The 23,631-nt window shown below is 57.8% G+C and carries 18 protein-coding genes and 6 pseudogenes; 7 read left to right on the top strand and 17 right to left on the bottom strand.

The window, feature by feature from the left end; all coding sequences use genetic code 11:
- Positions 1-167 precede the first annotated feature (167 nt).
- Positions 168-1,495: pseudogene (locus CE491_RS06750) on the top strand (virulence factor family protein).
- Positions 1,496-1,534: 39 nt separating this feature from the next.
- Here the strand turns inward: CE491_RS06750 and CE491_RS06740 are convergent.
- From CE491_RS06740 to CE491_RS06690, 11 genes and pseudogenes are all read right to left on the bottom strand, one after another.
- Positions 1,535-1,818: pseudogene (locus CE491_RS06740) on the bottom strand (IS3 family transposase); the annotation flags it as partial.
- A gap of 35 nt (positions 1,819-1,853) precedes the next feature.
- Complete coding sequence (locus CE491_RS06735; RefSeq protein WP_110947575.1) at positions 1,854-2,171, bottom strand: hypothetical protein; 318 nt, start codon at positions 2,169-2,171, stop codon at positions 1,854-1,856.
- 1 nt (position 2,172) lies between these two features.
- Entirely contained in the window at positions 2,173-2,865 is a 693-nt protein-coding gene (locus tag CE491_RS06730; protein WP_110947574.1) for a tetratricopeptide repeat protein, read from the bottom strand.
- Entirely contained in the window at positions 2,862-3,962 is a 1,101-nt protein-coding gene (locus tag CE491_RS06725; RefSeq protein ID WP_110947573.1) for a Rieske (2Fe-2S) protein, read from the bottom strand. Before CE491_RS06725 ends, CE491_RS06730 begins: the two co-directional genes overlap by 4 nt.
- Before the next feature lie 64 nt (positions 3,963-4,026).
- Positions 4,027-6,426, bottom strand: a complete 2,400-nt coding sequence (locus CE491_RS06720; protein WP_110947572.1) for a N,N-dimethylformamidase beta subunit family domain-containing protein — start codon at positions 6,424-6,426, stop codon at positions 4,027-4,029.
- 100 nt (positions 6,427-6,526) lie between these two features.
- On the bottom strand, positions 6,527-6,967 hold the full coding sequence (locus CE491_RS06715; protein ID WP_110947571.1) for a N,N-dimethylformamidase, small subunit: 441 nt from the start codon (positions 6,965-6,967) through the stop codon (positions 6,527-6,529).
- Positions 6,968-7,023: 56 nt separating this feature from the next.
- Positions 7,024-7,722, bottom strand: coding sequence for an urea ABC transporter ATP-binding subunit UrtE (urtE, locus tag CE491_RS06710; protein WP_110947570.1), 699 nt, complete (start codon positions 7,720-7,722; stop codon positions 7,024-7,026).
- Positions 7,722-8,471, bottom strand: a complete 750-nt coding sequence (gene urtD, locus CE491_RS06705; RefSeq protein ID WP_110947569.1) for an urea ABC transporter ATP-binding protein UrtD — start codon at positions 8,469-8,471, stop codon at positions 7,722-7,724. The genes urtE and urtD overlap by 1 nt, the downstream gene beginning before the upstream one ends.
- Positions 8,472-8,473: 2 nt before the next feature.
- Positions 8,474-9,577: an urea ABC transporter permease subunit UrtC gene (gene urtC / locus CE491_RS06700; RefSeq protein ID WP_110947568.1), complete on the bottom strand. Its 1,104-nt coding sequence runs from the start codon at positions 9,575-9,577 to the stop codon at positions 8,474-8,476.
- A 51-nt stretch (positions 9,578-9,628) separates the two neighbouring features.
- Positions 9,629-10,510 (bottom strand): urea ABC transporter permease subunit UrtB, encoded by an 882-nt coding sequence (gene urtB, locus CE491_RS06695; RefSeq protein ID WP_110947567.1) that lies wholly within the window; start codon positions 10,508-10,510, stop codon positions 9,629-9,631.
- A gap of 55 nt (positions 10,511-10,565) precedes the next feature.
- Positions 10,566-11,876 carry a transporter substrate-binding domain-containing protein gene (locus CE491_RS06690; protein ID WP_110947566.1) on the bottom strand — a complete coding sequence of 437 codons (1,311 nt, stop codon included), beginning with the start codon at positions 11,874-11,876 and terminating at the stop codon, positions 10,566-10,568.
- A gap of 763 nt (positions 11,877-12,639) precedes the next feature.
- Between CE491_RS06690 and CE491_RS06685 the strand changes: the two genes are divergently transcribed.
- Both CE491_RS06685 and CE491_RS06680 read left to right on the top strand, forming a co-directional pair.
- A complete protein-coding gene (locus CE491_RS06685) occupies positions 12,640-13,782 on the top strand; it encodes a transporter substrate-binding domain-containing protein (protein ID WP_110947565.1) in 1,143 nt (380 codons plus the stop codon).
- On the top strand, positions 13,779-14,432 hold the full coding sequence (locus CE491_RS06680) for an ANTAR domain-containing response regulator (RefSeq protein WP_110947564.1): 654 nt from the start codon (positions 13,779-13,781) through the stop codon (positions 14,430-14,432). Before CE491_RS06685 ends, CE491_RS06680 begins: the two co-directional genes overlap by 4 nt.
- A gap of 243 nt (positions 14,433-14,675) precedes the next feature.
- On the opposite strand, the gene CE491_RS06670 is transcribed toward CE491_RS06680, so the two are convergent.
- Entirely contained in the window at positions 14,676-14,927 is a 252-nt protein-coding gene (locus CE491_RS06670) for a hypothetical protein (RefSeq protein ID WP_110947562.1), read from the bottom strand.
- On the opposite strand from CE491_RS06670, the pseudogene CE491_RS06665 reads away from it, so the two are divergent.
- A pseudogene (locus CE491_RS06665) lies at positions 14,905-15,197 on the top strand (transposase); the annotation flags it as partial. The gene CE491_RS06670 and the pseudogene CE491_RS06665 overlap by 23 nt on opposite strands.
- Before the next feature lie 314 nt (positions 15,198-15,511).
- Here CE491_RS06665 and CE491_RS06660 read toward each other — a convergent pair.
- The 4 genes from CE491_RS06660 to CE491_RS06645 form a co-directional block, all read right to left on the bottom strand.
- Entirely contained in the window at positions 15,512-16,369 is an 858-nt protein-coding gene (locus CE491_RS06660) for an alpha/beta hydrolase (RefSeq protein WP_110947561.1), read from the bottom strand.
- Positions 16,369-18,591 (bottom strand): TonB-dependent siderophore receptor, encoded by a 2,223-nt coding sequence (locus tag CE491_RS06655; protein WP_110947560.1) that lies wholly within the window; start codon positions 18,589-18,591, stop codon positions 16,369-16,371. Before CE491_RS06655 ends, CE491_RS06660 begins: the two co-directional genes overlap by 1 nt.
- Positions 18,592-18,688: 97 nt before the next feature.
- Positions 18,689-20,032: a HAMP domain-containing sensor histidine kinase gene (locus tag CE491_RS06650; protein WP_110947559.1), complete on the bottom strand. Its 1,344-nt coding sequence runs from the start codon at positions 20,030-20,032 to the stop codon at positions 18,689-18,691.
- Positions 20,032-20,763: a response regulator transcription factor gene (locus tag CE491_RS06645; protein ID WP_110947558.1), complete on the bottom strand. Its 732-nt coding sequence runs from the start codon at positions 20,761-20,763 to the stop codon at positions 20,032-20,034. The genes CE491_RS06650 and CE491_RS06645 overlap by 1 nt, the downstream gene beginning before the upstream one ends.
- 342 nt (positions 20,764-21,105) lie before the next feature.
- Here CE491_RS06645 and CE491_RS06640 point away from each other — a divergent pair.
- The 3 genes and pseudogenes from CE491_RS06640 to CE491_RS06630 all read left to right on the top strand — a co-directional run.
- Positions 21,106-21,387, top strand: a pseudogene (locus tag CE491_RS06640) (transposase); the annotation flags it as partial.
- A complete protein-coding gene (locus CE491_RS06635) occupies positions 21,380-22,897 on the top strand; it encodes an EAL domain-containing protein (RefSeq protein WP_110947557.1) in 1,518 nt (505 codons plus the stop codon). The pseudogene CE491_RS06640 and the gene CE491_RS06635, both read left to right, overlap by 8 nt.
- A 286-nt stretch (positions 22,898-23,183) precedes the next feature.
- Positions 23,184-23,532 (top strand): annotated as a pseudogene (locus CE491_RS06630) (transposase); the annotation flags it as partial.
- 1 nt (position 23,533) lies between these two features.
- Here CE491_RS06630 and CE491_RS06625 read toward each other — a convergent pair.
- Positions 23,534-23,631: pseudogene (locus CE491_RS06625) on the bottom strand (IS5/IS1182 family transposase); the annotation flags it as partial.

The following is a 23,631-nucleotide window of genomic DNA, read 5'->3' as shown; positions in this document are numbered from 1 at the left end:
TATCCCAAAACGGCAGAATAAGAAACCCACCTCGAGTGGGTTTCTTTTTGTGCGGCACTTCTTTTGGGTGGCGATCCGGCAATCAAATCTCTATCAGCCTTCAGACAGCCTGGCCGCGATACAGTGGCTGCGTAATTTGTAAGCACTTTGAAACCTTGAACTGAACAATGAAAAAAACAGAACTGCCCCGCCATTGCTTCAAAAGCAGAAAACTTTTGGTGGCGCTGATTGCACTTGTCCTGGCCTTGGCAGCTGCCTTAATCGTGCATTCTCATTCTGTCGGCGAACGCAAGGCACGAAGGGCCATGCTGCCTCGAGTGCTTCCCACGGTTCAGACCCACGACCTCGGTGGTTCATCGACGCTCACACTGTTCGTCCCCAACACCTCGAAGAAAACCATCGTTATTGCCGTGCCCATCAATAACGACTTTGGCACCAAGCGTCTGCGCAAGTTGAGCTTCGATGCGTCGGCCACCATCGTGAAGGTCGAACTTCCCACCACGGACTGTTTGCAGGCACTTCGACTTTTCGATGAGTCGTTGCGGCGGTTTGCGCCTGCACCGGACATTGTCGTGGGGCTGGATCAAGAAGCGATTCTTGCGCAACGCTGGCTGTCCTTGCAGAAAAACGAGCAGGCGATTGCAGTCTCGTTGACCACCGACAGCATCGGTGAGCCCGCAAAGGAAGTCTGCGCTGGCCCAGCTACCATACTTCCTTCAAAAGGGACTTGGCATAACGTCACTTCAAACAAGCTGACCGTTTTGGAAAATGGTGTAGCCACTGATGTCACGACGCCGGTCACGCCAAGGAAGCTGATTTCAGAGGAACTGGAAACCTATCTACGTCACAAGATCCTGGATATCCCGGAGCTGAACATCCTCAATAAACTGCCATTGGTTGAGCTGCCTTCCGCAACGACCGGCGATACGCTGACGATCTTTTATTCGGGTGATGGCGGGTGGCGAGGCATGGACAAGAAAGTCTCCGAGCACATTTCGGATTCCGGAATACCTGTCGTCGGCGTCGATGCCCTGCACTACTACTGGGATTTCAGAGCCCGGAAAAAAGCGCATCAGAGTTATCAGAACTGATGGAGCACTATCGCCGGGTCTGGGGTATCAAGCACTTCATCCTCGCGGGATATTCCTTCGGCGCCGATGTACTGCCTGCGCTGTACAACCGTCTGCCTGCTATAGACCAGGCTGATGTCGACAGCATCGTGCTGTTGTCTTTCGCCCGCAACGCAAACTTCGAAATTCGCATCGAAGGGATGATGGGTGAAGACACCGGGAAATACATGACAGCGCCAGAAATGGCTCAACTGCCCGCTAAAAAAGTGTTCTGCGTTTATGGCACAGACGAGGCGCGCAAAAGCGGGTGCACTGATACTGTGACCGTGGGCAAGACACTTGGGATACCCGGTAACCACCACTTCAATGATGATTACGATACTTTATCCACCTATCTCATCGACTTTATGAAAAGGCCGTTATAGGGGTGAGTAAAGCGACGTATGCCCTAGAGAATTAAACCTGCGCACCTTGAAACGCCCGATTTGCTCATCCCTCTCTTGCATCATCGACATGGTGCTCCGGCTGCCCGGAGCACTTCGCCCTTGGGTGAACGACTCGTTCACTCGGCTACGCAGCCTGAGTCGCTCAATGTCTGGTGATCGCCGCCTGATACGATGTGCGCAGTTACCCGAATGGACGACCTCAAACGCCTCGCACAGCAGTCAACTGGCTCATGGACGCTTAGCTGATTGATCAGCGCTTACGCTCGAGGTCTTCCGACATCAAGAGCGCGGTAGCCTTCTTGCCTAAATGGGTGTGCGGTTTCGTTAGACCGCCACATTACGACTGCTGCGCACCCATCATTCGCTCGCCCTTGCGATACAAAAACACGCAGTTGGCCTCTTCCATTCCTGGCGGCGCCGACGCGCCAGGGATCTGGAAGCGTTGCTGGAAATAATCCAGAACCTTGCCTGCCGCCCCGGCATTGAGAGCCGGTTTCCATAACCAGATATCTGCTTGCGCGTCGACCATTCCACTGTCGAACAGCGTCTGCTCGGGATCATCGCAGACGCCGATCAGCCACCCCTCTGCGCCGCCAAACTCCTTGATGTAGCTGAGGAATTCGAACTTGATCTGCTGCACGCTGTAGACCGTCATCTCACACCGCCTGGGATTGCCAGCGCTGCGCGCTGGTCTGCTGTTGAGAGGTCCACTGTTCCAGCAGTACTGCTGCCTGCTGCTTCTGGTCCTCGGACATCTGTTCGTTGAGTTGTTCGAGCTGGATCAATGCCGTACCAACGCCGTGACGGGCGGCCAGCGACAACCAGAAGTAGGCTTGCACCCGGTTTTTCTCCACGCCTTGCCCCAACTGGTAGCAGTAACCCAGCCGGGCTTGCGATGGGTAATGCCCTTGTTGCGCGGCTCGCTGATACCAGCCGGTAGCACGGGGGTAATCTGTTTCGACCAATTTACCGGTTGAGTACAGCGTGGCCAGATTGAACTGGGCACCGCAGTCGCCTTCGTTCGCGGCCTGCTCCAGCCAGGCCAGGCCAGCCTTTACATCAACCGCACAGCCCTGGCCCATCATCAACATGGCGCCGACGTTGGTCCGAGCCTGTACATTGCCTCCGTTGGCGGCCTTGAGATACCAGGCGAATGCCTGGGTCAGTGAATAAGCGACGCCCGTGCCCCCCGCATGGCACGCGCCAACCCACATCTGCGCCACAGGGTCCTGCCGGGTTACGGCCAAGTCGGTAAACACGTCCAGCGCTTCGTCGTAGCGCGCCTGTTCGTAGTGGCGGATGGCAGTCTGAAGGTCGGAGACAGGGGCCGTTTGCAGGTGATTGTTCATATCAGGTAGTTCCTCACAGGGCTGAACAGCTTGAGTTCATGATTGACCTGCGTGGACCGGGTGACGCGCCGGATCCAATGCTGCTGTGCCCACAGGCCTGCACGGTCGTGTTGTCGCGGATACACAGCGAATGGATCGAGGACATGCGCCGGGTGATCCCAGCGCATCAGCTCCTGATAGTCAGTTACCGCCGTTTGCGCTCTGCGGGTGATCAGTTTGATCCACGTCTGCAACTGTTCCTCGGCGTCGATTGCCACCAGACCGCCATGACTGAACACCTGAATGCGACACAGTGTTTTTCCCAGCCCCACCGGTTGCAGGATCGCCATGCAAAGCGTATCGGCATCGCGCAGTAGCAACAGATTGGGGAAGCACCAAGCCACTTCGGCTTCGTCGGTGACGCCGCGCACGATCAGGGTTGACTCATCCTGCGGCGCCTCCACTCCTGCCAAATGCTGGGCAAGCAATTTCCAGTCGCAGTCCACTTCCTGCCAGTGAACGCCCAGCCGCATCCAGGCTGCACCGTCGGTCAACCATTGCCGCAACGGACTTTGCTCGACGGGCGGCGCGGCGGGGCTTGCGTCAAGGTTGACCCACACCAGCGCACCCGATACCGAGACTTGCACCGGGATCAGACGCTCTGGCCGCAGCCCCAGGTATTGGTGCATGGCGGCGCCACCCGCTTCGTCCGCCAGTAAGGGTTTTCGGTCGAGACTGTAGCCACATGAAGTGAAGGAGCAGTGAGTCTTACTGCCCCCCTGACATTGATCCGGCACCGTGCGGCAACCACCGTGCTGCGCCTGGTTGAACGCACCACGTAATGAACCGTCCGCCTGGCGCTGCACATGGATGCCATGATTGCCCAGCGTATAGGGCAGCACATCGCCCGCACCGGGCATGTCTTGCTGGCTACCAATGCAGATCCATTCACGGGTCCACAGAAATTCGTCTTCCAGCCACGAGACCTCCAGTGATCGGTAGGCACTGAGCGGCAACATCGCCGCCTCCCCCACGGCCCCTTCGCAATCGGCATAACTGGCCGGTGACCTCAGGTTCAGCCCGTCTTCGTAATAACCCAGTTCCGGTCGACGAGACATATTCAGCTCCTATCGAGAATTCAACGTCGATCCGGCGCGCGACAGCACACCGGATCCGGTTGCGTCAGCGACGACGATGGCGATCTTCAGGGGCGTCGTAATCCGCGCGGCCCCGGTATTGAACGGCGTCAGGACTCGGCGCTGGCAGCGGCCCGTCCATGGAGAAACGATCAAGCACGTTCTTCACCAGACGCGAAACATTGTTGTCGCCGTTGTTCCAGGGCAGGGATCCGCAGAAAGCAATCGAGCTGAAGGCGAAACAGGCGCCGCCGTTAGGGGTTTCGTGGAACGCGATATCGGAGCGCACTCGCGGGTGCGATGTGCCGTCGGTACCCTGCTGGTTGAAACCGAAATCCTCCATCACCAACAGATAGGCCTCGGTGTGCCGACCCGCCGAGGTGGCGACGGTCAGTGTGTGCGGGGGCGATCCGAGCATGGTGTCGACGATGTCGAGTTCAAGCCCTGCCGCCCCGCCGCCTACCAGGCCGAAATTGCCGAGCTTCTCATCGTAATCGATGCCTTCGAACGCCCAGCTGACGCGGGGATCGTTGCTGTCCGGCGTGCGGGAATACCATGAGGAAATGTCGAAACCCTCGGAGGACATCCCGGTTCCGGCCACCGAATGCAGATAACGACCGCGAAAGCGCCACATGCCGCCCAGTTCGCCTGTCCCCTGGTGGTAGTACTCGCCGGGGTCGGCACGCCAGGTGCGGATGCCGGATTCACACCGGCGCATTTCAGTCACCACGCCGCGGCCAAGATCTTCATAGCCCGGATGGTAGGAATGCACCCAGTACCAGCCGTCCGCGCCCATGTACATCAGGCGCCCGCCGCGCTCGGTGTAGTTGTGCAACGCTTCCAGCTGCGTGCCAGTGTTGTGTTCCGGGTGCGACCCGGTGATGACCACGTTGTAGGGCTCCAGACGGGCCAGCCCTTCATAGCTGACGTCTTCGTCGGTAAACACGTCGTAGTCGTAGCCCATGGTCTCAAGCCAGTACACCAGGTGCAGGTCGGCCGGGTACTGCCAGGGCGCCTGCGCCAGGAAGTGGTCGTATTTCGGACGAATGCTGAGGATCGGCCGCAGCCGCGAAGACAGGCAAATACCGCTGCCATCGGTGTGGGTGTCGTAGATCGAACCACCATATTCCCGGTGCTCGGCGAGGAACATATTCTGGTGTTGCATGATTGGCACGCGATAGACGAACAACTCGGCGCCTCCGGCATTCGAAGCCACATGCTCGTTGGCATACGCCATGTAGCTGATGGTGGGCACCATCACCGCAATCTTGGACTGCTGCTTGCCGAGTTCCGGGACAACCCAGAACGGAATGTAGTCTTCGTCGTTGTCGGAGGTGGTCAGCTTGGCGGCATAAAAGCGGCTTTTTGCGTCCACCGGCACCTGCCACTCGAAACTGACTTCCCAGCGCGCATCGTCGACGTCGTCGTCATGAAAATGGATAGCGCCGTACTGAGTGGGCGCCTTGGTCCAGTCAAATACGGTACCGTCCCAGTTATAACCGGTCAGAGCCCGCGTCGGGCAGTTCACCAATCGACCATCCAGACGATATGGACCGCAATCCTTGAGCATCAGGGTATTGATGCCCTCGCTGAATTCCCACGCGCCGACCAGGCACTTGGCAAGATCCGACGTAGGCCCCGAGTTGCGGCGCTCGGTCAGCCCGGGTTGTGCGCCCTGTTTCATGGTTTCGATTTCCAAGCGCGTCAGCGCCCGGTTGCACAAGCGGGGTGAATCAAGCTTGCCGTTGTATTTGCCGGCGAACACCACCCCAGCGGGCATGGATGAACGTGCCAGCGCGCCGTCATCCAGCGCTTCGACGTACGCTGCAAATGCCAATGGCACTGGGGCGTTGATCAGCGGACCGGACAGCGTGCGCGTGACCGGTGCGATTACCGGGTCCAGCGCGTACATGACCTGTGGCTCGTGATAGAGCACCGCTGCTCCGGTGGCCGCATCGAAAGTGGCTGCCAGAAAGTGCCAGGCGTGATCACGCAACGGCAGTTCGGTGGTGAGCTTTTCGCCGTTGATGCGTAACTCAGCGCAGCCCCGCTCGTTGATGAACAAGCCATAGCCTTGGTCGCCAGACCATTTGGTGACCAGACCCTGCGGACCGTGCTTCCAGTAGCGCGGGTGAGTTTTGGGCGCGGTCGGCCAGACCCAGCATTGTAGGGTGAAGCTTTCGGGATTCAGTGCTTTGGCGTCATTGACAAAACCGTAGGAGCCTCCGTGGATCATCTGCCGGGCACCAGTGACGGTGCCTTTGAAAGCGCCAGGCACCTCCTTCTCGATGAAGCCTGGGCCTCGGGGATTGGTGTCTCCGTGTATCATCTGCACGATGTCGGCATCGAAGTTTTCCGGCCCGTCGCAGTTGACGAAGAACTTGATGGTCTCACCCGGATGCACGCTAAATTTGTCGGCGTATCCGGCCAGTCTCATGGTGGACATAGTGCTTATCTCCAAAATCGCGGCATGCGTCTGCCCGAGCTACGTCAGGGCGTCGCTGTCAGGAACAGTCAAAAAATAAGAGGGGCGTATCGGTGACCGGTCAGGTAATTGGCCAGTTATCGTCCTTGCGCTTCCAGCCGTCGTGGAAGTGCTCAGGCATGCCGGCGTCCGCTGGCAGTTCGTCCAGGCGCATCAGGAAGATGTCGTGCTGGATCTCCTGCTCGTTGTCGTACACCACGTCGTTGACGAACGTGGGCGGCACGCCGCGAACCCCTGACAGCCGCGCAATCCGCCACTGCTCCTCGATTTTGGTGCACACCACGACCAATTTGCCCGCCGGACTTTCACCGCGCATGCGCAGCAATACACGGCGCAGCACCGGAAATTCGTGAATCCCGCCGCTCACATCGGTGGTGTCGCCAGGCGTGGCGCAATACAGCACCGAGAAGCCAGCCACGCCTTTCATCGAGTCGACGCATCGCCGGTGCTCGGCGATCAACGCATCACGCTCCAGGGTTCCTTTTGCAGGTATCGATATCATCAGTCACTCCTTATCATCGGCAGGGTCAGGTGCCCTGGACTTTCGTTTCAGGTACGTCAGACGGTCATGTGTTTTTCCACCAGCTCATCGGAGAGTTGGTCGATGCTGCCGTGGGCGACGATGCGCCCGTTGTCAATCATCAGGAACGCGTTGCTCAAGGCCCGCGCCACTTTGATGTGTTGCTCGGTGAGGATCAGCGTGATGCCCATTTCCTTGTTCAGCATCTTCAGCGTCTGTCCGATCTCGGCCACGATGTTGGGCTGGATGCCCTCGGTCGGCTCATCGAGCAGGAGCATTTTCGGGTTGACCGCCAAGGCTCGGGCAATCGCCAGCTGCTGCTGTTGGCCACCCGATAGCAGCCCCGCACGGCGATCGAGGTTGTCGGCCAGATAGGGAAAGAGCGACAGGCACAGTTCCGGCACTTCAGTCTTGCCGTCGGCGCGGGCGAACGATCCCAGCAGGATATTTTCCCGCACCGTGAACTTGCCGAATATCTGCCGGCCCTGGGGGATGTAGCCGATGCCTTCCTTGCATCGGTCATGGGTGGGCACGTCCACCAGTTCGTTGTCCAGCATGCGGATGCTGCCGGTGGTCTTGTCGCACAGGCCCATCAGACTGCGCATCAGCGTGGTCTTGCCTACGCCGTTTCGGCCAAGCACGCAAAGGCATTGGCCTTGCTGAAGATCGAACGAGAGATCGCGCAAGATCTGTGTCTTGCCGTACCAGGACGACAGGTTTCGTACATCCATCAGCATCAGGCGCTCTCCTCTTCCGTGCCCAGGTAGACATCCCGGACTTTCGGATTTGCCTCGATTTCGTCGATACGTCCCTGGGCGAGCAGCGTGCCCATGTGCATGACGGTGACGACATCGGCGATTTCACGCACAAAGCCCATGTCATGCTCAACGACGATCAACGTGGCCGTGCGGCGAATCTTGCGCAGCAAATGCGCGGTTTTCTCGATTTCACCCTCGGTCATTCCGGCGATAGGCTCATCAAGCAGCAGCAGGCGCGGCTCCTGCATCAGCACCATCCCGATCTCCAGCCACTGGGTTTCGCCGTGGGACAACAGGCCGGCCTCAACCCGCAGGCGATTATGCAATCCCACCAGCGTGCAGACCTCCTCGAGTCGTCGATTCATGGCCGGGTCGGAAAACCTGATCATGTTGATGAACGGGTTGACGTGTCGGCTGTAGGCCACGGTCAGGTTGTCCCGCACCGAGAGGTCCTTGAACACCGCCGGTATCTGAAACTTGCGACCGAGCCCCCGGCGAGCGATGTCGTTTTCACTCAGGCCCGTCAGTTCATCGCCATGGAAACGCACGCTGCCCGAAGTGGGCTTCAATCGACCTGTGATCAAGTCCATCAAGGTTGTCTTGCCCGCGCCATTAGGGCCGACCAGGCAGGACAAAGTCTGCTCCGCCACGTCCAGGCTAAAGCCATTGATCACGTGATGGGTGTCAAAGCGCTTGTGTAAGTCACGAATTTCAAGAACGCCGGCCATGCTCAGCTCCCACTCTTGGTCAAGGCCGCCGACGCTTCGTGCGCGGCGGGCTCAGGGGTGCGCAAGCGCCCAAGGACACTTTCGATCAGCCCCGCAAGGCCCCTTGGCAGGAAGCGCACCACGACGATAAAAAACAGCCCGAGGATCAACATCCAGCTGTTGAGAAAACTGTCTCCCAGATAGCTTTGCCCACCCTGGATCAACAGCGCACCGATGATCGAACCCAGCAAGGACAGGCGTCCGCCAATGCCCGCCCAGATGACCATCGTGATACTGAATGCGACGTCGAATTGCGCCGGCGATACGTACTGCACGATGAGGGTGAAGCAGCAGCCGGCTACCGCGGCGATAAAACCCGACAGTGTGTAGATCAGCGTCTCGTACAGCGCCACGTTGTAGCCCAGGAATCGCACCCGCTCAGGGTCGTTTTTCAGCGCATGGACGATCTGTCCGAATTTGCTCTGGGTGATCAGCTTGGCGAGCACCGTCAGGCCGCACAGGCAGACGAACACCACCCAGAACATGCTCGTGGAATACGGGTCCAGCGGCGCGCCGAATATCTGCAGCGGCATCGGCGGGCTGATGCCATTCGCGCCATTAGTGTACGGCTGGATGTCCAGCACCAGGGTGCCGACGGCGCTGAGCAACGCCAATGAAATGATCGCGAAGAAAGGCCCCGACACCCGCGCCGAGAACATCAGGCCGCCGAACAACAGGCAAAACAGCGTGGGCACCGCTAGGGTGAGGAAGATCCCGCCACCGGTGCTGCTGAACAGACTCCAGAACCACGGCAAATGGTCCAGCCCGTTATTGAGCATGAACGGGGGAATGGGATTGTTGATCGGGTCCTGGGACTGCATCTGCATGGTCATCGCCATGCCGTACGCGCTCAGGCCGAACATCAGGCCCTGACCCAGGTTGAGGATGCCGCCCGCCCCCCAGCACAAGCTGATGGACACCGCCAACAGACCGAACACGCCATACAGGGCGAACTGGTTGAGCAGAAATGCGTCGTCGATGAAGACCGGGATCAGCCCCACACCAGCGAAAAACACCAGATACATCAGCCACTGGCAGCGTTTGTCGTGATAGGGATTACTCGACATCCTGAAAGCCTCCATGAAAGAACGCGGGTGCCTGGAAAAGACTCAAGGTTTTCATCGCCGGGTCGCCCCTGCCGAAAACAGCCCCTGGGGCCTGAAGCGCAGGAACACCACGATCAGGATGAACAACATGAAGCGCGCGAACGTATCGTTGATCAGGTACGCCAGCACCGACTGGATTTCGCCGGTCAGTGCCCCGGCCGCAACGCTGCCCAACAGGCTGCCTCCACCCGTGACGACCACCAGGAACGACTGCACGATATAGCCGGTGCCCATATTTGGAAGGACAATACTCAGCGCCGCGAACAACGAACCGGCCAGCCCGGCCAGCCCCGCTCCCAAGGCAAAAGTCAGCATGTAGATCCGTTGGGAATTGATGCCGAACGAGGCAGCCATCTCTTTGTTTTGGGTCACCGCGCGGATCTTGATGCCGAAATGCGTGCGATAAAACACGTACCAGAATGCCCCGACCAGTACCGCCGTCATGGCGATGATCAGTATCCGGAACGCCGAGAGGCTGAGCGGCCCGAATGAGACGTTGCTCGACAGAAATTGCGGCATGTTGATGTACTTGGGGTCGTTGCCGAAAATCATCCGCACGCCCTGCATCAGCACCAGAGAAACACCCCAGGTTGCCAGCAGTGTGTCCAGCGGACGGGCATACAGATAACGAATCAGCACCCGTTCGATCACCAGCCCGAACAGCGCGACGATCACGAACGAGAGCGGTATGCAGAGCAGGTAAGAGACGCCCAGGTAAGTCTGCAAGCAATAAGCACTGTAGGCGCCCAGCATGATCAACTCGCCATGGGCCATGTTGATGACGCCCGCGGTGCCGTAGATGATCGTCAGCCCCAGTGCGGCTATCAACCAGATGCTGCCAATGCTTAGGCCCAGCAGCAGAGCGTTGGCGAACGTCACCCAGGAATAATCCATAGTTCTGTCCTTTAAAAAGACTTCGGGGTTTCAGGCAGCCAGGCTGCCTGTCGGGTCAGATGACGTCCTTGCGGATCGATCCGTTGGCGGCCTTCAAGCCTTCGGCGGTACATTTCCCGGCATCGGGATAGATCGAGAAAGGATCAGGTGCCACCTGGGACGGGGCCTGGCTGACGATCTTGAAACTGCCATCGGCCTGGCATTGGCCGATCTTTGGTACCAGCCACGTATTGAAATTGTTTTCATCGATCCACACGGCACCCTCGGGAGAAACGCTGTCTTCCAGGCGAACGCCCGCCGCGGCCGCTCGGATCATTGCCGGCGTCACTTCCTCGATGCCGTGTCCGGCGATGGCTTTCTCAAGCGCGGCCTTGAACACGTATGCGGAGGTGTAGGTTTCTTCCATGTTGTAGTGCGTGGTCCCGTTTTTGCCATACTTGCTGGCAAGGAACCCTTCCACGAAACGATGGTTGGTCGGGTTGTCGAGGGCCTGGAAATACGGGGCAGAAAGGAAGTGGCCCGCGCCGAATTCGTTGCCCATGGCACGGGTTTCAATTTCACCCGTGGTCAGAGAAGCGATGGGCATCTTGTCAGCGCTGAACCCCTCCTGCTTGAACTGGCGGTGGAATGCGATATCCGAAGCCCCAACCACCGTGGAGAAAATGAAGTCGGGTTTGGCGGCGCGGATCTTGTTGAGGATCGGGCCGAACTCGGAACTGCCCAGCGGGATGTATTCTTCACCGAGCAGTTCGCCTCCCGCCTGCTCCAGCCACAACTTGGCGTTCTTGTTCGATTCTTTGGGCCACACGTAATTGGAGCCGACGAAAAAGACCTTTTTACCGAAGGTCTTGACCATGAACGGGATGAGGTCGCGGGAATGCTGGTTGGCCAGCGGCCCGGTGCAGATGACGTTCTGCGAACATTCGGCCCCTTCGTAGCAGGTGGGATAGAACAACAGATTGCGCTGACTCATTACCGTCGGTAATACCGCTTTGCGGCTGGCGGAGGTGTAGCAGCCGAACACCGAAATGACTTTATGACGAAGGATCAGCTCACGCATTTTCTCCGAATAGACGTTCATGTCGGATTTCGCGTCGATGATCACCGGCTCGATGGGAGAGCCGTTGATGCCGCCGGCGGCGTTGATCTCGTCAATGGCGTATTGCATCACCAGCGCCGAATCTTCCTCTGGCACCGCCAGACCACCAGTCAGGGAAAACAGCACACCCACCTTGATCGGCTTGCCCTTGCTGAGCGTGGCACCCCAGGCGCCTTTTGCACCCGGCAAAAACAATGAAGGAGCCACTGCCGCAGCGGCGGCGGTGAGGGAAGCATTACGGATAAACCTGCGACGAGTGATGCTCATGTCAAACCCTCTCAGTCATTGTCGATAGGCCAAACACACTGGCAATAGGCGCAATATTATTCTCATCTAGAAACTATATTTCCTACCAGGAATCACGAATCTAGTCAGTAATTAATGGTTTGTCACGCGCTTATTTAATTTTTCAGCAACTTTCTTTGCTGCCTTAAAATAGCGCCCAGCGCACTTTAAATGAGCGTTGCGCAGGGGGAATTTAGTATCAAACAGCAGATAACCTTCCATTTTTAAACATGGAATATTAACGCTTTAAATAACTAGCGAATTAATTTCGGACAATACTTCGCTTAAGGTAAACGCCGAAACCCTTACCTGTGGCAATTGCCTGTGTATTTTTTCAGAACACAAAAAAGCCCGACTCTCCCTCGCGCTTTAAAAGTGCGGGAAGCGTCAGGCTAATGTGCCTGGGTCCGAGGGGACGGCGGTGTCCGACTCAGTCGTTCGTCCAGGTTTCCTTACTTGCCAAGAGGGCGTAAGGATGAACAAAGACGCAGCGTAGCGATGAAAGCAAGTCTCGGGCCAACGAAATAAACCTGTTGATAAGCAGTATGTTACGTAACTGCCATATTCCCTTACTGCACCCGGGGCGCTTCGGATGAGGGCAAGCGCCCCACATACGCACCATGGTTGAACGCCCGAGACACAGTGTTTGCAAGTCGGCCTAGGGCGCTGGCATCCATATTGCTTCGAACATGTTTGTTGCGGCGCACCTTGCCGCAGGCCAAATTTCGCCACTCAAGGTTGAGTAATGTCAAATGAGCCTATCCTGCTGGGGGGATTGTTCTCAGAATCCGGCCCCATCACCGACATTGAAGCCTCCATGCGCCGGGGCACACAGTTGGCTATCGCTGAAGTCAACGCCGCTGGCGGTATCGATGGCCGGCCTTTCAAGTTGTGCCTGAGTAACCTTGAATCCAAGCCCAACCTGTATGTGAAACATGCCGAGTCATTAATCGTCGAGCAGGACGTCAAGTTCCTTCTGGGTTGTTACATGTCGTGGATGCGCAAAAAAGTCATTTCAGTGGTGGAGCGCTATAACGCCCTGTTGTTCTACCCAGTGTTCTATGAAGGCTTCGAGTATTCGGACAACGTGATATGCACTGGCTCGACGTCACACCTCAATAACGTCCCGCTGGCCAACTACATGTTCGAGAACTTCGGCAAACGCGTGATCATGATTGGCACCGACTACATTTATCCCTACGAATCGAACCGGGTCATGAGCGATCTGATCTACGAAGAAGGCGGCGAAAAGCTGGGCGAGTACTATGTGCCGCTGGACGCCACCCGCGAGGATTACCGCAAACTCTTCGAGCATATACAGCGCGACCCCCCCTCCTTCATTTTCTGTACCGTGGTGGGAGACGGACTTCGACACTTGTACGACTTATATGCAGAACTGGGTTTCAAACCCGAAGAGCTGCCAATTGCCAGCCTCACCACCAGTGAAACGGAAATCCGCAGCATTGGTGCCGCCAAGGTCGCAGGCCACATCACGGCAGCCTCGTATTTTCAATCGATCGACAACCCAATCAATCACCAGACCATTGCGCGCTACAAGGCCATGTTCGGCGAGGACCAGGTCACCGACATGTGCTGGGAAGCCGCCTACTTTCAGGTGCATATCCTGGCCATGGCGATGCGTCGCACCCAGTCGTTGGACGTGGACACCATCCGCCGGTACCTGCCGCTGATCGAGTTCGAGGCACCCCAGGGCACCATCCGCATCGACGGTGGCAACCACCATGCCCACCTCTATGCACGCATCGCGCGGGCCAATGCAGAGGGTCAGTTCGATATCCTCTATGAGACGTCGACCAACGTGCCATCCGACCCTTACCTCATCTCACCCAGGCTGGGTTCCTGGGCCTTGAATCGGCGCGAACCATGACCTTGCGCTCGGGAAAGAAAAAGCGGTTGTCTGAAAGTCCTGACGTGTCGCCACTCAAGGACCTTCGGGAGTTGATGGTGTTGGTGATCCATCCTGACAACGAGGACGGCCAGAAGCTGACCGCCCAGTTACAGCGCATGGGCTGCCAATTCAGGACTCAGTGGCCGATTCCTGAACGCATGCCCTTGGAAGCCGATCTGGTAATCCTTGCTGTGACACCCAAAACCATGATGGTCAACGCGCCCTGGTTGTTACGCGGTACACCGCCCGTGTTGCCGGTCATCAGCCACGAAAACCCATTGCTCATCGAGGCGCTGCTGACCCTCAACGCCTGCGCAATGCTTCCAGCGCCTATCAAATCGTTTGGCGTGATGACGGCGATGGTCCTTACGCTCAATCAGGCCAAGCGTAGCCGCGAGCGCGAGAAACAGGTGAAGCGGCTTGAGGGCCGTCTGATCGTGAGCAGGGTTGTCCAGAAAGCCACTCACATACTCTGTGATACCCGACAACTGTCGGAGCGTGATGCCTACAACGCGTTGCGCGCTCAAGCAATGGCCAAACGCGAACCCCTGGAAAAGATCGCGGAAGCCATTGTCCGTGCCCATGAGTTCTACCAGCAGCCGATACCCGGCGATGATGGGAAAGAATAGAAGGCTACGCCGACCGGATCCCTCATTGTCATCCCGGTAAGTCTAGGGAGCAGCCCAAGGGCGAAGCCAGCGGGAGATCTTCGAGGCTACGTATCGGATTTTGCGCGATGACGTCCTCGAACACTTTCAGAAAGTCCGGCGCCGAGCGCTTGGGCGATCCTCCCGATGTGATAGCCGTGACCAGTGAAACAGCGATATCCAGGCCGAAAGGGCGTACCCGCAGATTCTGGTGCTGCATGCCCATCAGGGCGAACTCGTCCACCAAAGTAACCCCAGGCCTTGGGTAACCCTGTTGGTCGCGATGGAATAACGCTTGGTTTCCAGGGCCGAATCCGGGCGCTCACTGAAGTCGGGGATGCTTTCGCGCAGCAGATTGACCAGACGCGTGTCCGTGGTGATGTAGATCAGCTCGTGCGGCGCAGTGAATCGTCCCGGGCTTTGCAGAGGCTCCCACTCTTGAGAGAAAGGAGCCATTTGCAAGAACAACGCGAACAAGTTTTCCCCTGAAGTGCGCCAACGCGCGGTGCGGCTGCTGCTGGAACACCGCAGCGAGTATCCGTCGCTACGGGTGGCGGTCCAGTCCATCGCACCCAAGATTGACTGCTCGGCCCAGACTCTGGTGACCTGGGCCAAGCGGCACCAGATTGACCACGGGCAGCGTGGAGGCGTCAGCACCAGCGAGCGCGAGCGGATCAAGGAGTTGGAACGAAGAACCGGAAACTGCGTAGGTTCAACGACATCCTGCGCACGCCCAGCGCTTTTTTCGCGCAGGCGTGTCAGGATTTTTTATTCCAATGGCAGGTTTTCTGTTTCGTGTCGGTGTTTTTTGCTAGAAACCAACCAATGAAGTTTGAGAATTAAAGCTGTCGCAGGTGGCTCCCGCGTTTCGCGGCCTATAGCCCAGTTGTGAAAAATCGCAAAACGGTCGCACCCTCTTGAATCGCCGATCGGACCGAACCCTCTTGAGAATTAAAACTGTCGCAGCCAGACGCGGCACGGCCTCCCGCCCGGTCATGAGTAGTGGTCGGGAGGTAATCCCCCCTATTTGCCGGATTTCGACATACAAAACCGGTGTGCTCCTACAATTGCTCCAACGTGTAACGCAACGACACTCTCAACATCGGCCCATGCCCTAGCCCGGGAAAGCTCTGGTAGCGAGTTCGAAGTCCCTCGATATTTTGTAGAGTCGTCCACAGACGCTTGGCGGCCGCATCATCTAGTGGGCGGGGGGCTTTCAGCGGGCTCGCCGGCTCCTGATCCCCCCGCATCAGCAGCAACGTCGGCCGCTGGCCGCACAGATGCTGCGCCAGACCATCGGAATGGATCACGCCGTTATTCCACCACAACGACGGGCTAGCAGCAGCGTACTCATCAAAAGCACCGGGCCGGGTCGTCAGCGTATACAACACCAACAGCCCACCATAGGAATGCCCCCATAATACCTGGCGCTGGGGGTAAACCCCCAGCCGCTGGTTGATCTGCGCGCGAATCTGCCCGGTGAGCAGGTCGAGGAATACATCCGCCCCGCCACTAGGAACATTCGTCAGCGGATCACGTTGCGCCCCCTCGCCCACTTTCGGTGTGTAGTCGAAAGTGCGCGCATTACGATCGATGCGCAGCGGCGTGGCGTAGCCCACCGCCACCAGCACCGGCGGCGCGGCGCTGCGGGATAGGCGTTTGAGCAGCGCGGTATCCAGCGCCGCCATGGCCGCGTTGCCATCGAGCAAATAGGCGACCGGATTGGCGACCGTGACCTTGAGCGGGCGACCGAGCCAAATGCGGTAGTGCCGGGCGCCGTCGGCGGAGTCCAGTTCCAGGGTGCTGAACTGGTAGTCGCTGGCCTCACGCAGCACCGGCGCATCCATCACTTGGTCGGGGGCCGGTTGGGCATGCACACACTGGGCGAACAGCAACGCGAGCAAGAGTGCCCGGCCCATCAGAACGACGCCGTCAGGCTGGTGTACAAGGTACGGCCGGACTGGTTGTAGGTGGCGGCGCCCGCGCCTTCGATGTTAGTAACGCCCTGGGCATTGCCTTCGCGCCACAGGCGTTTGTCGAAGACGTTATCCACGCCAGCGGTGAGACTCAGGTGCTTGGTCAGCGCGTAGGTACCGCTGACGCCGACGATGGCATACGGCGACAGTTGCTTATTGCTGGTACCTGTCACGCGGTAGCCATGGTAGTCGTATTTTTTCGGCGTCTGCTTGCCGTACCATGCGACGCTGGCCTGGAGGGACAGATCCTGTGTGGCTTGCCAGTCGAGCATGGAATTGAGGGTGTACTTGGGCGTTACTGAGAGCACATCGCCGGTCTGCTTGTTTTTCGACTGCAGCATGTAGGTGAAGTTGTTGGTCCAGGTCAGCGACTCGGCCAGCGGTAACGTAAGGTTACCTTCAAGCCCTTCGACCAGCGCCTTCGGCACATTTTCCCACTGGAACACGTTGGCATTGGCGGTGGTACCGGTACCGCCGGACGCCGTGCCGACCGGGGTCAGGCCGGACTCGATCTTGTTCTTGTAGTCGTTGCGAAAGTACGTCAGCCCGGCGATTAAGCCGTGGTGGCGGTACTCGATGCCCAGCTCCTTGTTGACGCTGGTTTCGGCCTCGAGGTCGGAGTTGCCTTGCAGGTAGCAGCTCTTAGTCGAGCCGTAGCAACCCTGGCCGTTGCTGTACAGTAGGTAGTTGGGGTTGAGCTGGTAGAGGTTCGGCGCCTTGTACGAGCGCGCGATGCCGGCCTTGAGGGTCAGTGTGTCGGTGAGCACCTGGGACAGGTTAAGCGACGGGCTCCAATTGTCGCCGACGATATTGTGGTGGTCCAGGCGCAGGCCCGGGGTCAGGCGCGTACCAGGGAACAGCTCGATGTTGTCTTCTGCGAAGACCGAAAAGATCCGCGCCGACGATGTGGTGCTGCGGTTGGTGCTCGTCAGACCCGCGACGCTGCCGCCCGCGGTAGTGGTCTGGGTGTTAGCGCTGGGGTCGTCGAGCTGGGATTCGACCCACTCGGTGCCCATGGTCAGCACCTGGTCAACACCAGCGTGCAGCGGTAGGCTGACCTCGCCGTGGGCGGTCAGGTCGCGCAGCACGCTGGTGTAGAAGTCGGTGCTGGAAAAGATGCCTTCGGTGCCGCCCGCCAGGCCCTCGTTGATGCGGCTGTTGCGGGTCTTTTCGTATTGCAGGTAGGCCAGGCTGCTGCCGAAATCCCATTCGCCGCGATGGGTCAGCGCGAAGTTTTCGCGGTAGACGATATTGGTCTCATGGCCAAGCATGCTCTTGACGTTGGCGTTGCTGTTGGTGTTCTGGGTGTCGCCGGTGTAGATGTTGCCCTGTCGGCTGAAGCCGGCCTCCATGTCGAGCGTTTGCTCGGGGGTCATCTTCCAGCTCAGCAGACCGTTGACGTCCTTGTTACGCACGCCTTCGCGCCCCGCCGGCAAGGTGCCGACCTGGTTGCCGGTGCGGGTGGATTCATGGTCGCTGTTGATGTCAGCGTCGTCGGCGTTGGTTTTGGCGATATTGCCGTACACGCGGTAACTGAGGGTGTCGGTGAACGGGCCGTTGAGGCCGAAGTTCATGCGCTCGGTCTCGCCTTCGGCTTTGTGCTGGGCGAAGTTGTGGTAGATCGTCGCGGAGCCGTGGGTATCGCTGCCCGGCTGCTTGGTGATGATATTCACCACGCCGCCCGCCGCACCGTTACCGTAACGCGCCGCCGCCGGGCCACGGATGACTTCGATACGCTCGACCTGATCGGCCGGCACCCAGTTGCTGTCGCCACGGCTGTCACGTTCGCCGCGCCAACCGTAGCGCACCGAGTTGCGGCTGCTGACGGGCTTGCCGTCGACCAGGATCAAGGTGTTTTCCGGGCCCATGCCGCGAATGTCGATCTGGCGATTGTTGCCGCGCTGGCCGCTGCTGGAGTTACCGGTGAGGTTAACGCCGGGCATGGTGCGGATGATCTCCGACAGGTCGTTGGCCGGCGGGCGCTTCTTGATGTCGTCGGCGGTGATGATCGACACGCCGGGCATCTGCTTGATCTCTTCCTGTGCGGTGCCCAACACGGTCTGGGTCGGCAGTTCCAGTGACGCGGGCGCATCGGCCTCGGCGGCGAAACTGATAACCGGCAGCAGGCTGCAAATACTCACGGCAAGCAGGGATAAGCGGAACATGCGGGGATCTCCAAACGTCAGCCCGGCCGATATCGACAGGCCATCAAAAGCCGCCGATGATAAGCAGATGCAATTGGGAGTAAAGAACATTAACTTTCTAAACATTTGCCGCTGGCAGGCGCAGGTTTATGCGCAGGCCTTGGGTGCCACGGCTGGCCCATAACTCGCCGCCCTGCAGTTCGATAGCACGCCGGGCGATGCTCAGGCCCAGGCCGAAACCGCTGCCCTGGGTGCCATCCAGGCGCAGGTAGGGATCGAAGATGCGCTCCAGATCGGCCTCGGCCACACCCGATCCCTGGTCTTCGACAACCAGGCACCAACTGTCGCCATCGCGCCGGCCTCTCAAGTGCACTACACCGTGTGCCGGCGAGTGGCGGATAGCGTTGCGCAGGACGTTTTCCAGGGCCAGGGCAAAGCTGTTGAGGTGCACGCGCAACTGGCAGGTGCTGCCCAGCTCACAGACCAGTGCCTCCAGCGGCCAGCCGGTTTCGAAATGCACATCCTGCACCAAGGCTTCCCACACCGAGGCCACCACCACTGCTTCGGCCGGGAGGCGCACTTTTTCGGTGTCGAGCCAGGCCAGGTTGAGGGAGTCGTCCACCAGCCGGCGCATGTCTTCCACCTCATGCGCAAGGCGTTGTTCCAGTAGACCGGGTGGCAAGCCACTTTCGCTGGCGATCTTCAAGCGCGCCAGGGGCGTGCGAATTTCATGGGACAAGGTGCGCAACAACTGGCGTTGCTGGTCAAGGCTCTGGCGCAGGCGCTCGGCCATGTGCTCGTAGGCGCGGGCCAGCTCGCCCAGTTCATCCGGGCGTCGCGTGACGCGGCTGCTGGCCAGGGACGCCAGGTCGCCGCCACTCAGGGTGTTGGCGCGCTCGCGCAGTTCGTTCAGCGGCTGCACCAAGTGGCGGTACAGCACCAACCCCAGACCCAGCGCCAGCAGCACCGGCATCACGCCGTGGGTCAACACATGGGTCCACGGCGTAAGCCCCGGCGGTAACAGGCGCTCAGGCAACTGCATCACCAGCCGCCCACGCTCCGGGTGCTGGGGAAAGGCGATGCTCACATAAGGCAGTTCATCCTCCAGTCGTTTGCTCATCGGCCAACTGAGCTTGCGCATGAAAGTTAGGTGGCTGATCTGCGAGGCGCTGAGCGACGACGTGCCCAGGCTCTGCATGCGGTCATCCAGCACCGAGACCCAAGTGTGTTCACGCTGTTGCAACGCCAGCCGCCAGCGCTCCACCGCCTGCGCATCGCCACGGGCCGCGACCTGCTCGACCTCGGCGGCATAGTTAGCCAAGGCGACCCGGTCGGACAGTTCAAGAAAGTAGGTGTTGCGCTCCACCCGCTGGCCCCAGTTCCACACCAGCCACACCAGCAGCAGGCAGGCGCACACTTGCAGCATGGCCATTTTCCACAGCAGTGGATGACGACACCGCATCAGACGCCTTCGCACATCAGTACATAGCCCTGATGACGCACCGCGTCAATGCGCAGCCCCTGTACCTCGATGGCCGCCAACTTGCGCCGCAGGTTGCACACATGCACATCTAGGCCACGATCCAGCTGGGTGTAGGGCCGATGCAGCACATGCTGATAGAGGAACGCCTTGCTCAACGCCTCGCCCCGGTGCTCGTGAAGCGTGCACACAAGGCGAAACTCCGAAGAAGTCAGTCCAGCGGCACGGCCGTTGAAGCGCACGTCCCGCGCATCGGGGTCCAAATCCAGCGCCGAACGGCGGCCAGCGGCGGACGGCGGGCGGGTGCCGCAGTCAATCGCCACGCGGCGCAGCAAAGCGTCGATGCGCACATCGAGTTCCGCCAGACTGAACGGCTTGGGCAAATAGTCGTCGGCGCCCTGGCTGAAGCCGGTGATACGGTCCTGCTCGGCGCCCAGCGCCGACATCAGGATCACCGGCGTACCCCGCTCATATCGTAGGCGCGCGAGAATATTCAGGCCACAGTCGCGGGGCAGCATGATGTCCAGCAGGATCAACTCCACCGGAGAATGCAATGCTAGGTCCAGGCCTTGATCGCCGCGATGGGTGCTGTTCAAGGCAAAGCCACGACGGCTCAGATGATTGCTCAGGAGCGTGCACAGCTCAACGTCATCCTCGATAATCAAGATGCGCGGGCTGGACGATAGCGATAGAGGCGGATGATAAGTATTCACAATTACGTCAGCTTCGCATTTGACGTAACATTTCGCAATGTTCGCCGATCCGGGTGCTGGCCCTCAGCCTACAACCGCCGCCCCTGCTGCTCCGCCTGGCGGACACTGCCGGAAGGGTGAGCACAGCATGTTGGCGCTGACGCCGCATCCCCCATTACCAGTGCTGGATTTTCACCGATTGGTGTTGGGTCAGTCTGGCATCGGCCGCTGGGTCAATTCGGCGTCAGCGCCAACAGTCCAAGATTTCTACCGCCCCCCCTTGGGTAATTTCAACGTCGGCACTGACAAACAAGTCTTCAAATGTGCTGAAATACGTCTGCCCCCCCCTGATCCGAGCTGCCCATGAGCCATATGAGCTTCTCCGACTTTAAGTACGCCGGCAAGCGCAAGCAAACCGGCCATGAAAGCCTCTTCGCCCGAGATGGATCAGGTCGTCCCCTGGACGGGTGTGCTGGGACTGATCTGGCTGTTCGACCCAAGCCCAGCGGCGGGAGAAAGCCCTATTCTCTGGAAGTCATACTACGTATTCATCTGTTGCAAAATTATTTCTCCCTGAGCGATCCGGCCATCGAAGATGCACTCTCCTATCTGGTTCTGATCGCGAGGCAAACTTTATATGTCCCCAAAGCAATCCAAAACTATTGCTGGATCTCTACTGTTTGGATCAGTCTCAGTATCCATTATATTTGCACTTTGGCTATCACAAGTGCTTTGGCTGGAGAGCAACCAAACTCAGGTAGACTCTTATGCAAGCAGTATACTAAAGCATGCCGAGAACGTGGCGGCTGATCTGACCGCGGCCTTGCTCGATCTTGATCAATTGGAATCAAACCCCTGCTCCCCCGCGGACATGGGGCGCCTTAAGCAGATCACCTTCAACTACCAGTTTGTAAAAGACGCTGGCAGGATCATCGACGGCAAAATACTCTGCTCTGCGCTATGGGGTATTTTCAATAACCCCTACAACCTGCCAGATAACGGCAAAAAAACTAGGAATAACTATACTATCTGGAGCGACATCCCTAGCTACACTGATACAAACAATAGGTTTGACATCTCCGCCAGTAAATTAACCTCGGTTGTTACCTCGCCAAAAGCATTTGCAGCATTTGAGTCGCCACCACCTGAGTTGAGCGCGGTCATCACCTCACCCGATCGACAACAGGTTATGCACGTCATTGGGCGTGCTGTAAAAGACTTTAAATCTATTACTATCCGTAAAGCTAGAATTTGCTCGAGCTATTACGATATTTGCGTAGCTGCCCAAATAAATAGCAACATTTTTTCTACGAGGCATGTTGGGATACTCGCATCTGTAACCTCCATCAGTGGAGGTTTCGGCGTATTGTTTTGGTACGTAATCATGACGCTGTTAGTCAACCGACGCTCCATGAAAGGGAAGCTTGCACGTGCCATTCGCAACGGCAATATACAAGTTGCCTACCAACCAATAGTACAAGCTACTACAGGCCGCGTGCGTGGTTTTGAGGCACTTGCTAGATGGCATGATAAGGAGCTCGGCGATGTACCGCCCGATATTTTTTTCAAGATTGCCGCTGAGCTTAATCTCGGTCCAGTACTCACTAGGAATATAATATCCAAAGCGATACACGAGTTCAGCAGTCGATTTCGTTCTAATAAAGACTTATACCTGAGTGTTAATTTGGAGACTGAATTATTAATCCAGCCAGAAACTGTGGATATGCTGATTGCAGAAGCAGAAAAGAACGACATCACTCCACCACAGATTGCCATCGAGATACTTGAAGGTGCAACCGCTGAAATCCGTGAAATTGAATCCAGCATTTGTAGGTTGCGTCGACACGGTTTTCAAATATTTATAGATGACTTTGGTACGGGATACTCGAGCCTTTCGTATCTTATTGATCTGAATGTCGACAAAATTAAGATTGACAGGTCTTTTACCAAATTCGCCGGAACGGATTCACCTGCGGCTTCAATATTGTTGAAAATTTTCGAAATTGCCAGGACACTAAATACCGCGATTATTTTCGAAGGCATTGAGAACCAAGCTCAAAGGCAGGCCATCATAGTATTTTGTCCGGAGGCATTAGCGCAGGGGTGGCTTTATAGCAAAGCAGTCCCACTCAACGATCTTTCACTTACTTACTGAGCGAGCCTCAGCAAGAACCTTGCCAGCGATTCGAGAGTGTACAAATCTCCAGCGATTTTGAAAGCTGGGAATCAATAAGATACGATCAGGTTACCCGGCCGTTTCTGTATTTTTAGTTGCCGCAAGCATCTTTCAGCTGTCGGATGGTAATCCCCCTATTCTGTAAGGGTAGCCCTTTTTCGAGTTTCCATAGCCGCGATAACTTTCCAACAGACATAAGGAAATTCTGAAAAAGACTTCCTGATTTGGCAAAATCCCGGGACGCCAATCGCCGAGCTTTTCGATGATTCAGCAAATGACCTTCGCCGATGCCGAGTACGCCGGTAAGCGCAAGCAGACCTGCAAAAGAACTGTTCCTGATCGAGATGGGGCGGGTCGTACCCTGGAAGGGTTTAATTGGCCTGATCGAACCCCATTACCCGAAGGGCGAAGGCGGCCGTCCTGCCTATCCGTTTATGGCGATGCTGCGGGTTCACCTCATGCAGAACTGGTTCGGTTACAGCGATCGGGCGATAGAAGAGGCGCTGTACGAAACGGCGATCTTGCGCCAGTTTTCCAGTCTAAACCTGGAGCGAATTCCGGATGAAACCACCATCCTCAACTTCCGTCGCCTGCTGGAAAAACACGAGTTGGCCACTAGGTTTTGTACGAAATGTATTGCCGCATACAACGTAGGCTGCAGGCCAGCGTGACCATGGCTGCGTAGCTCTTGGCCAGCTTGTCGTAGCGAGTGC

Source organism: Pseudomonas bohemica (assembly GCF_002934685.1).
GTDB classification, from domain to species: domain Bacteria; phylum Pseudomonadota; class Gammaproteobacteria; order Pseudomonadales; family Pseudomonadaceae; genus Aquipseudomonas; species Aquipseudomonas bohemica.
This window is presented reverse-complemented; position numbering and strand designations above follow the sequence as displayed.

What these genes read in the sequence shown, in the direction of transcription:
- CE491_RS06735 (WP_110947575.1), bottom strand. Translation starts at nt 2,171, where the DNA reads ATGACGGTCTACAGCGTGCAGCAGATCAAGTTCGAATTCCTCAGCTAC.
- CE491_RS06730 (WP_110947574.1), bottom strand. Translation starts at nt 2,865, where the DNA reads ATGAACAATCACCTGCAAACGGCCCCTGTCTCCGACCTTCAGACTGCC.
- CE491_RS06725 (WP_110947573.1), bottom strand. Translation starts at nt 3,962, where the DNA reads ATGTCTCGTCGACCGGAACTGGGTTATTACGAAGACGGGCTGAACCTG.
- CE491_RS06720 (WP_110947572.1), bottom strand. Translation starts at nt 6,426, where the DNA reads ATGTCCACCATGAGACTGGCCGGATACGCCGACAAATTTAGCGTGCAT.
- CE491_RS06715 (WP_110947571.1), bottom strand. Translation starts at nt 6,967, where the DNA reads ATGATATCGATACCTGCAAAAGGAACCCTGGAGCGTGATGCGTTGATC.
- urtE (WP_110947570.1), bottom strand. Translation starts at nt 7,722, where the DNA reads ATGCTGATGGATGTACGAAACCTGTCGTCCTGGTACGGCAAGACACAG.
- urtD (WP_110947569.1), bottom strand. Translation starts at nt 8,471, where the DNA reads ATGGCCGGCGTTCTTGAAATTCGTGACTTACACAAGCGCTTTGACACC.
- urtC (WP_110947568.1), bottom strand. Translation starts at nt 9,577, where the DNA reads ATGTCGAGTAATCCCTATCACGACAAACGCTGCCAGTGGCTGATGTAT.
- urtB (WP_110947567.1), bottom strand. Translation starts at nt 10,510, where the DNA reads ATGGATTATTCCTGGGTGACGTTCGCCAACGCTCTGCTGCTGGGCCTA.
- CE491_RS06690 (WP_110947566.1), bottom strand. Translation starts at nt 11,876, where the DNA reads ATGAGCATCACTCGTCGCAGGTTTATCCGTAATGCTTCCCTCACCGCC.
- CE491_RS06685 (WP_110947565.1), top strand. Translation starts at nt 12,640, where the DNA reads ATGTCAAATGAGCCTATCCTGCTGGGGGGATTGTTCTCAGAATCCGGC.
- CE491_RS06680 (WP_110947564.1), top strand. Translation starts at nt 13,779, where the DNA reads ATGACCTTGCGCTCGGGAAAGAAAAAGCGGTTGTCTGAAAGTCCTGAC.
- CE491_RS06660 (WP_110947561.1), bottom strand. Translation starts at nt 16,369, where the DNA reads ATGGGCCGGGCACTCTTGCTCGCGTTGCTGTTCGCCCAGTGTGTGCAT.
- CE491_RS06655 (WP_110947560.1), bottom strand. Translation starts at nt 18,591, where the DNA reads ATGTTCCGCTTATCCCTGCTTGCCGTGAGTATTTGCAGCCTGCTGCCG.
- CE491_RS06650 (WP_110947559.1), bottom strand. Translation starts at nt 20,032, where the DNA reads ATGCGGTGTCGTCATCCACTGCTGTGGAAAATGGCCATGCTGCAAGTG.
- CE491_RS06635 (WP_110947557.1), top strand. Translation starts at nt 21,380, where the DNA reads ATGTCCCCAAAGCAATCCAAAACTATTGCTGGATCTCTACTGTTTGGA.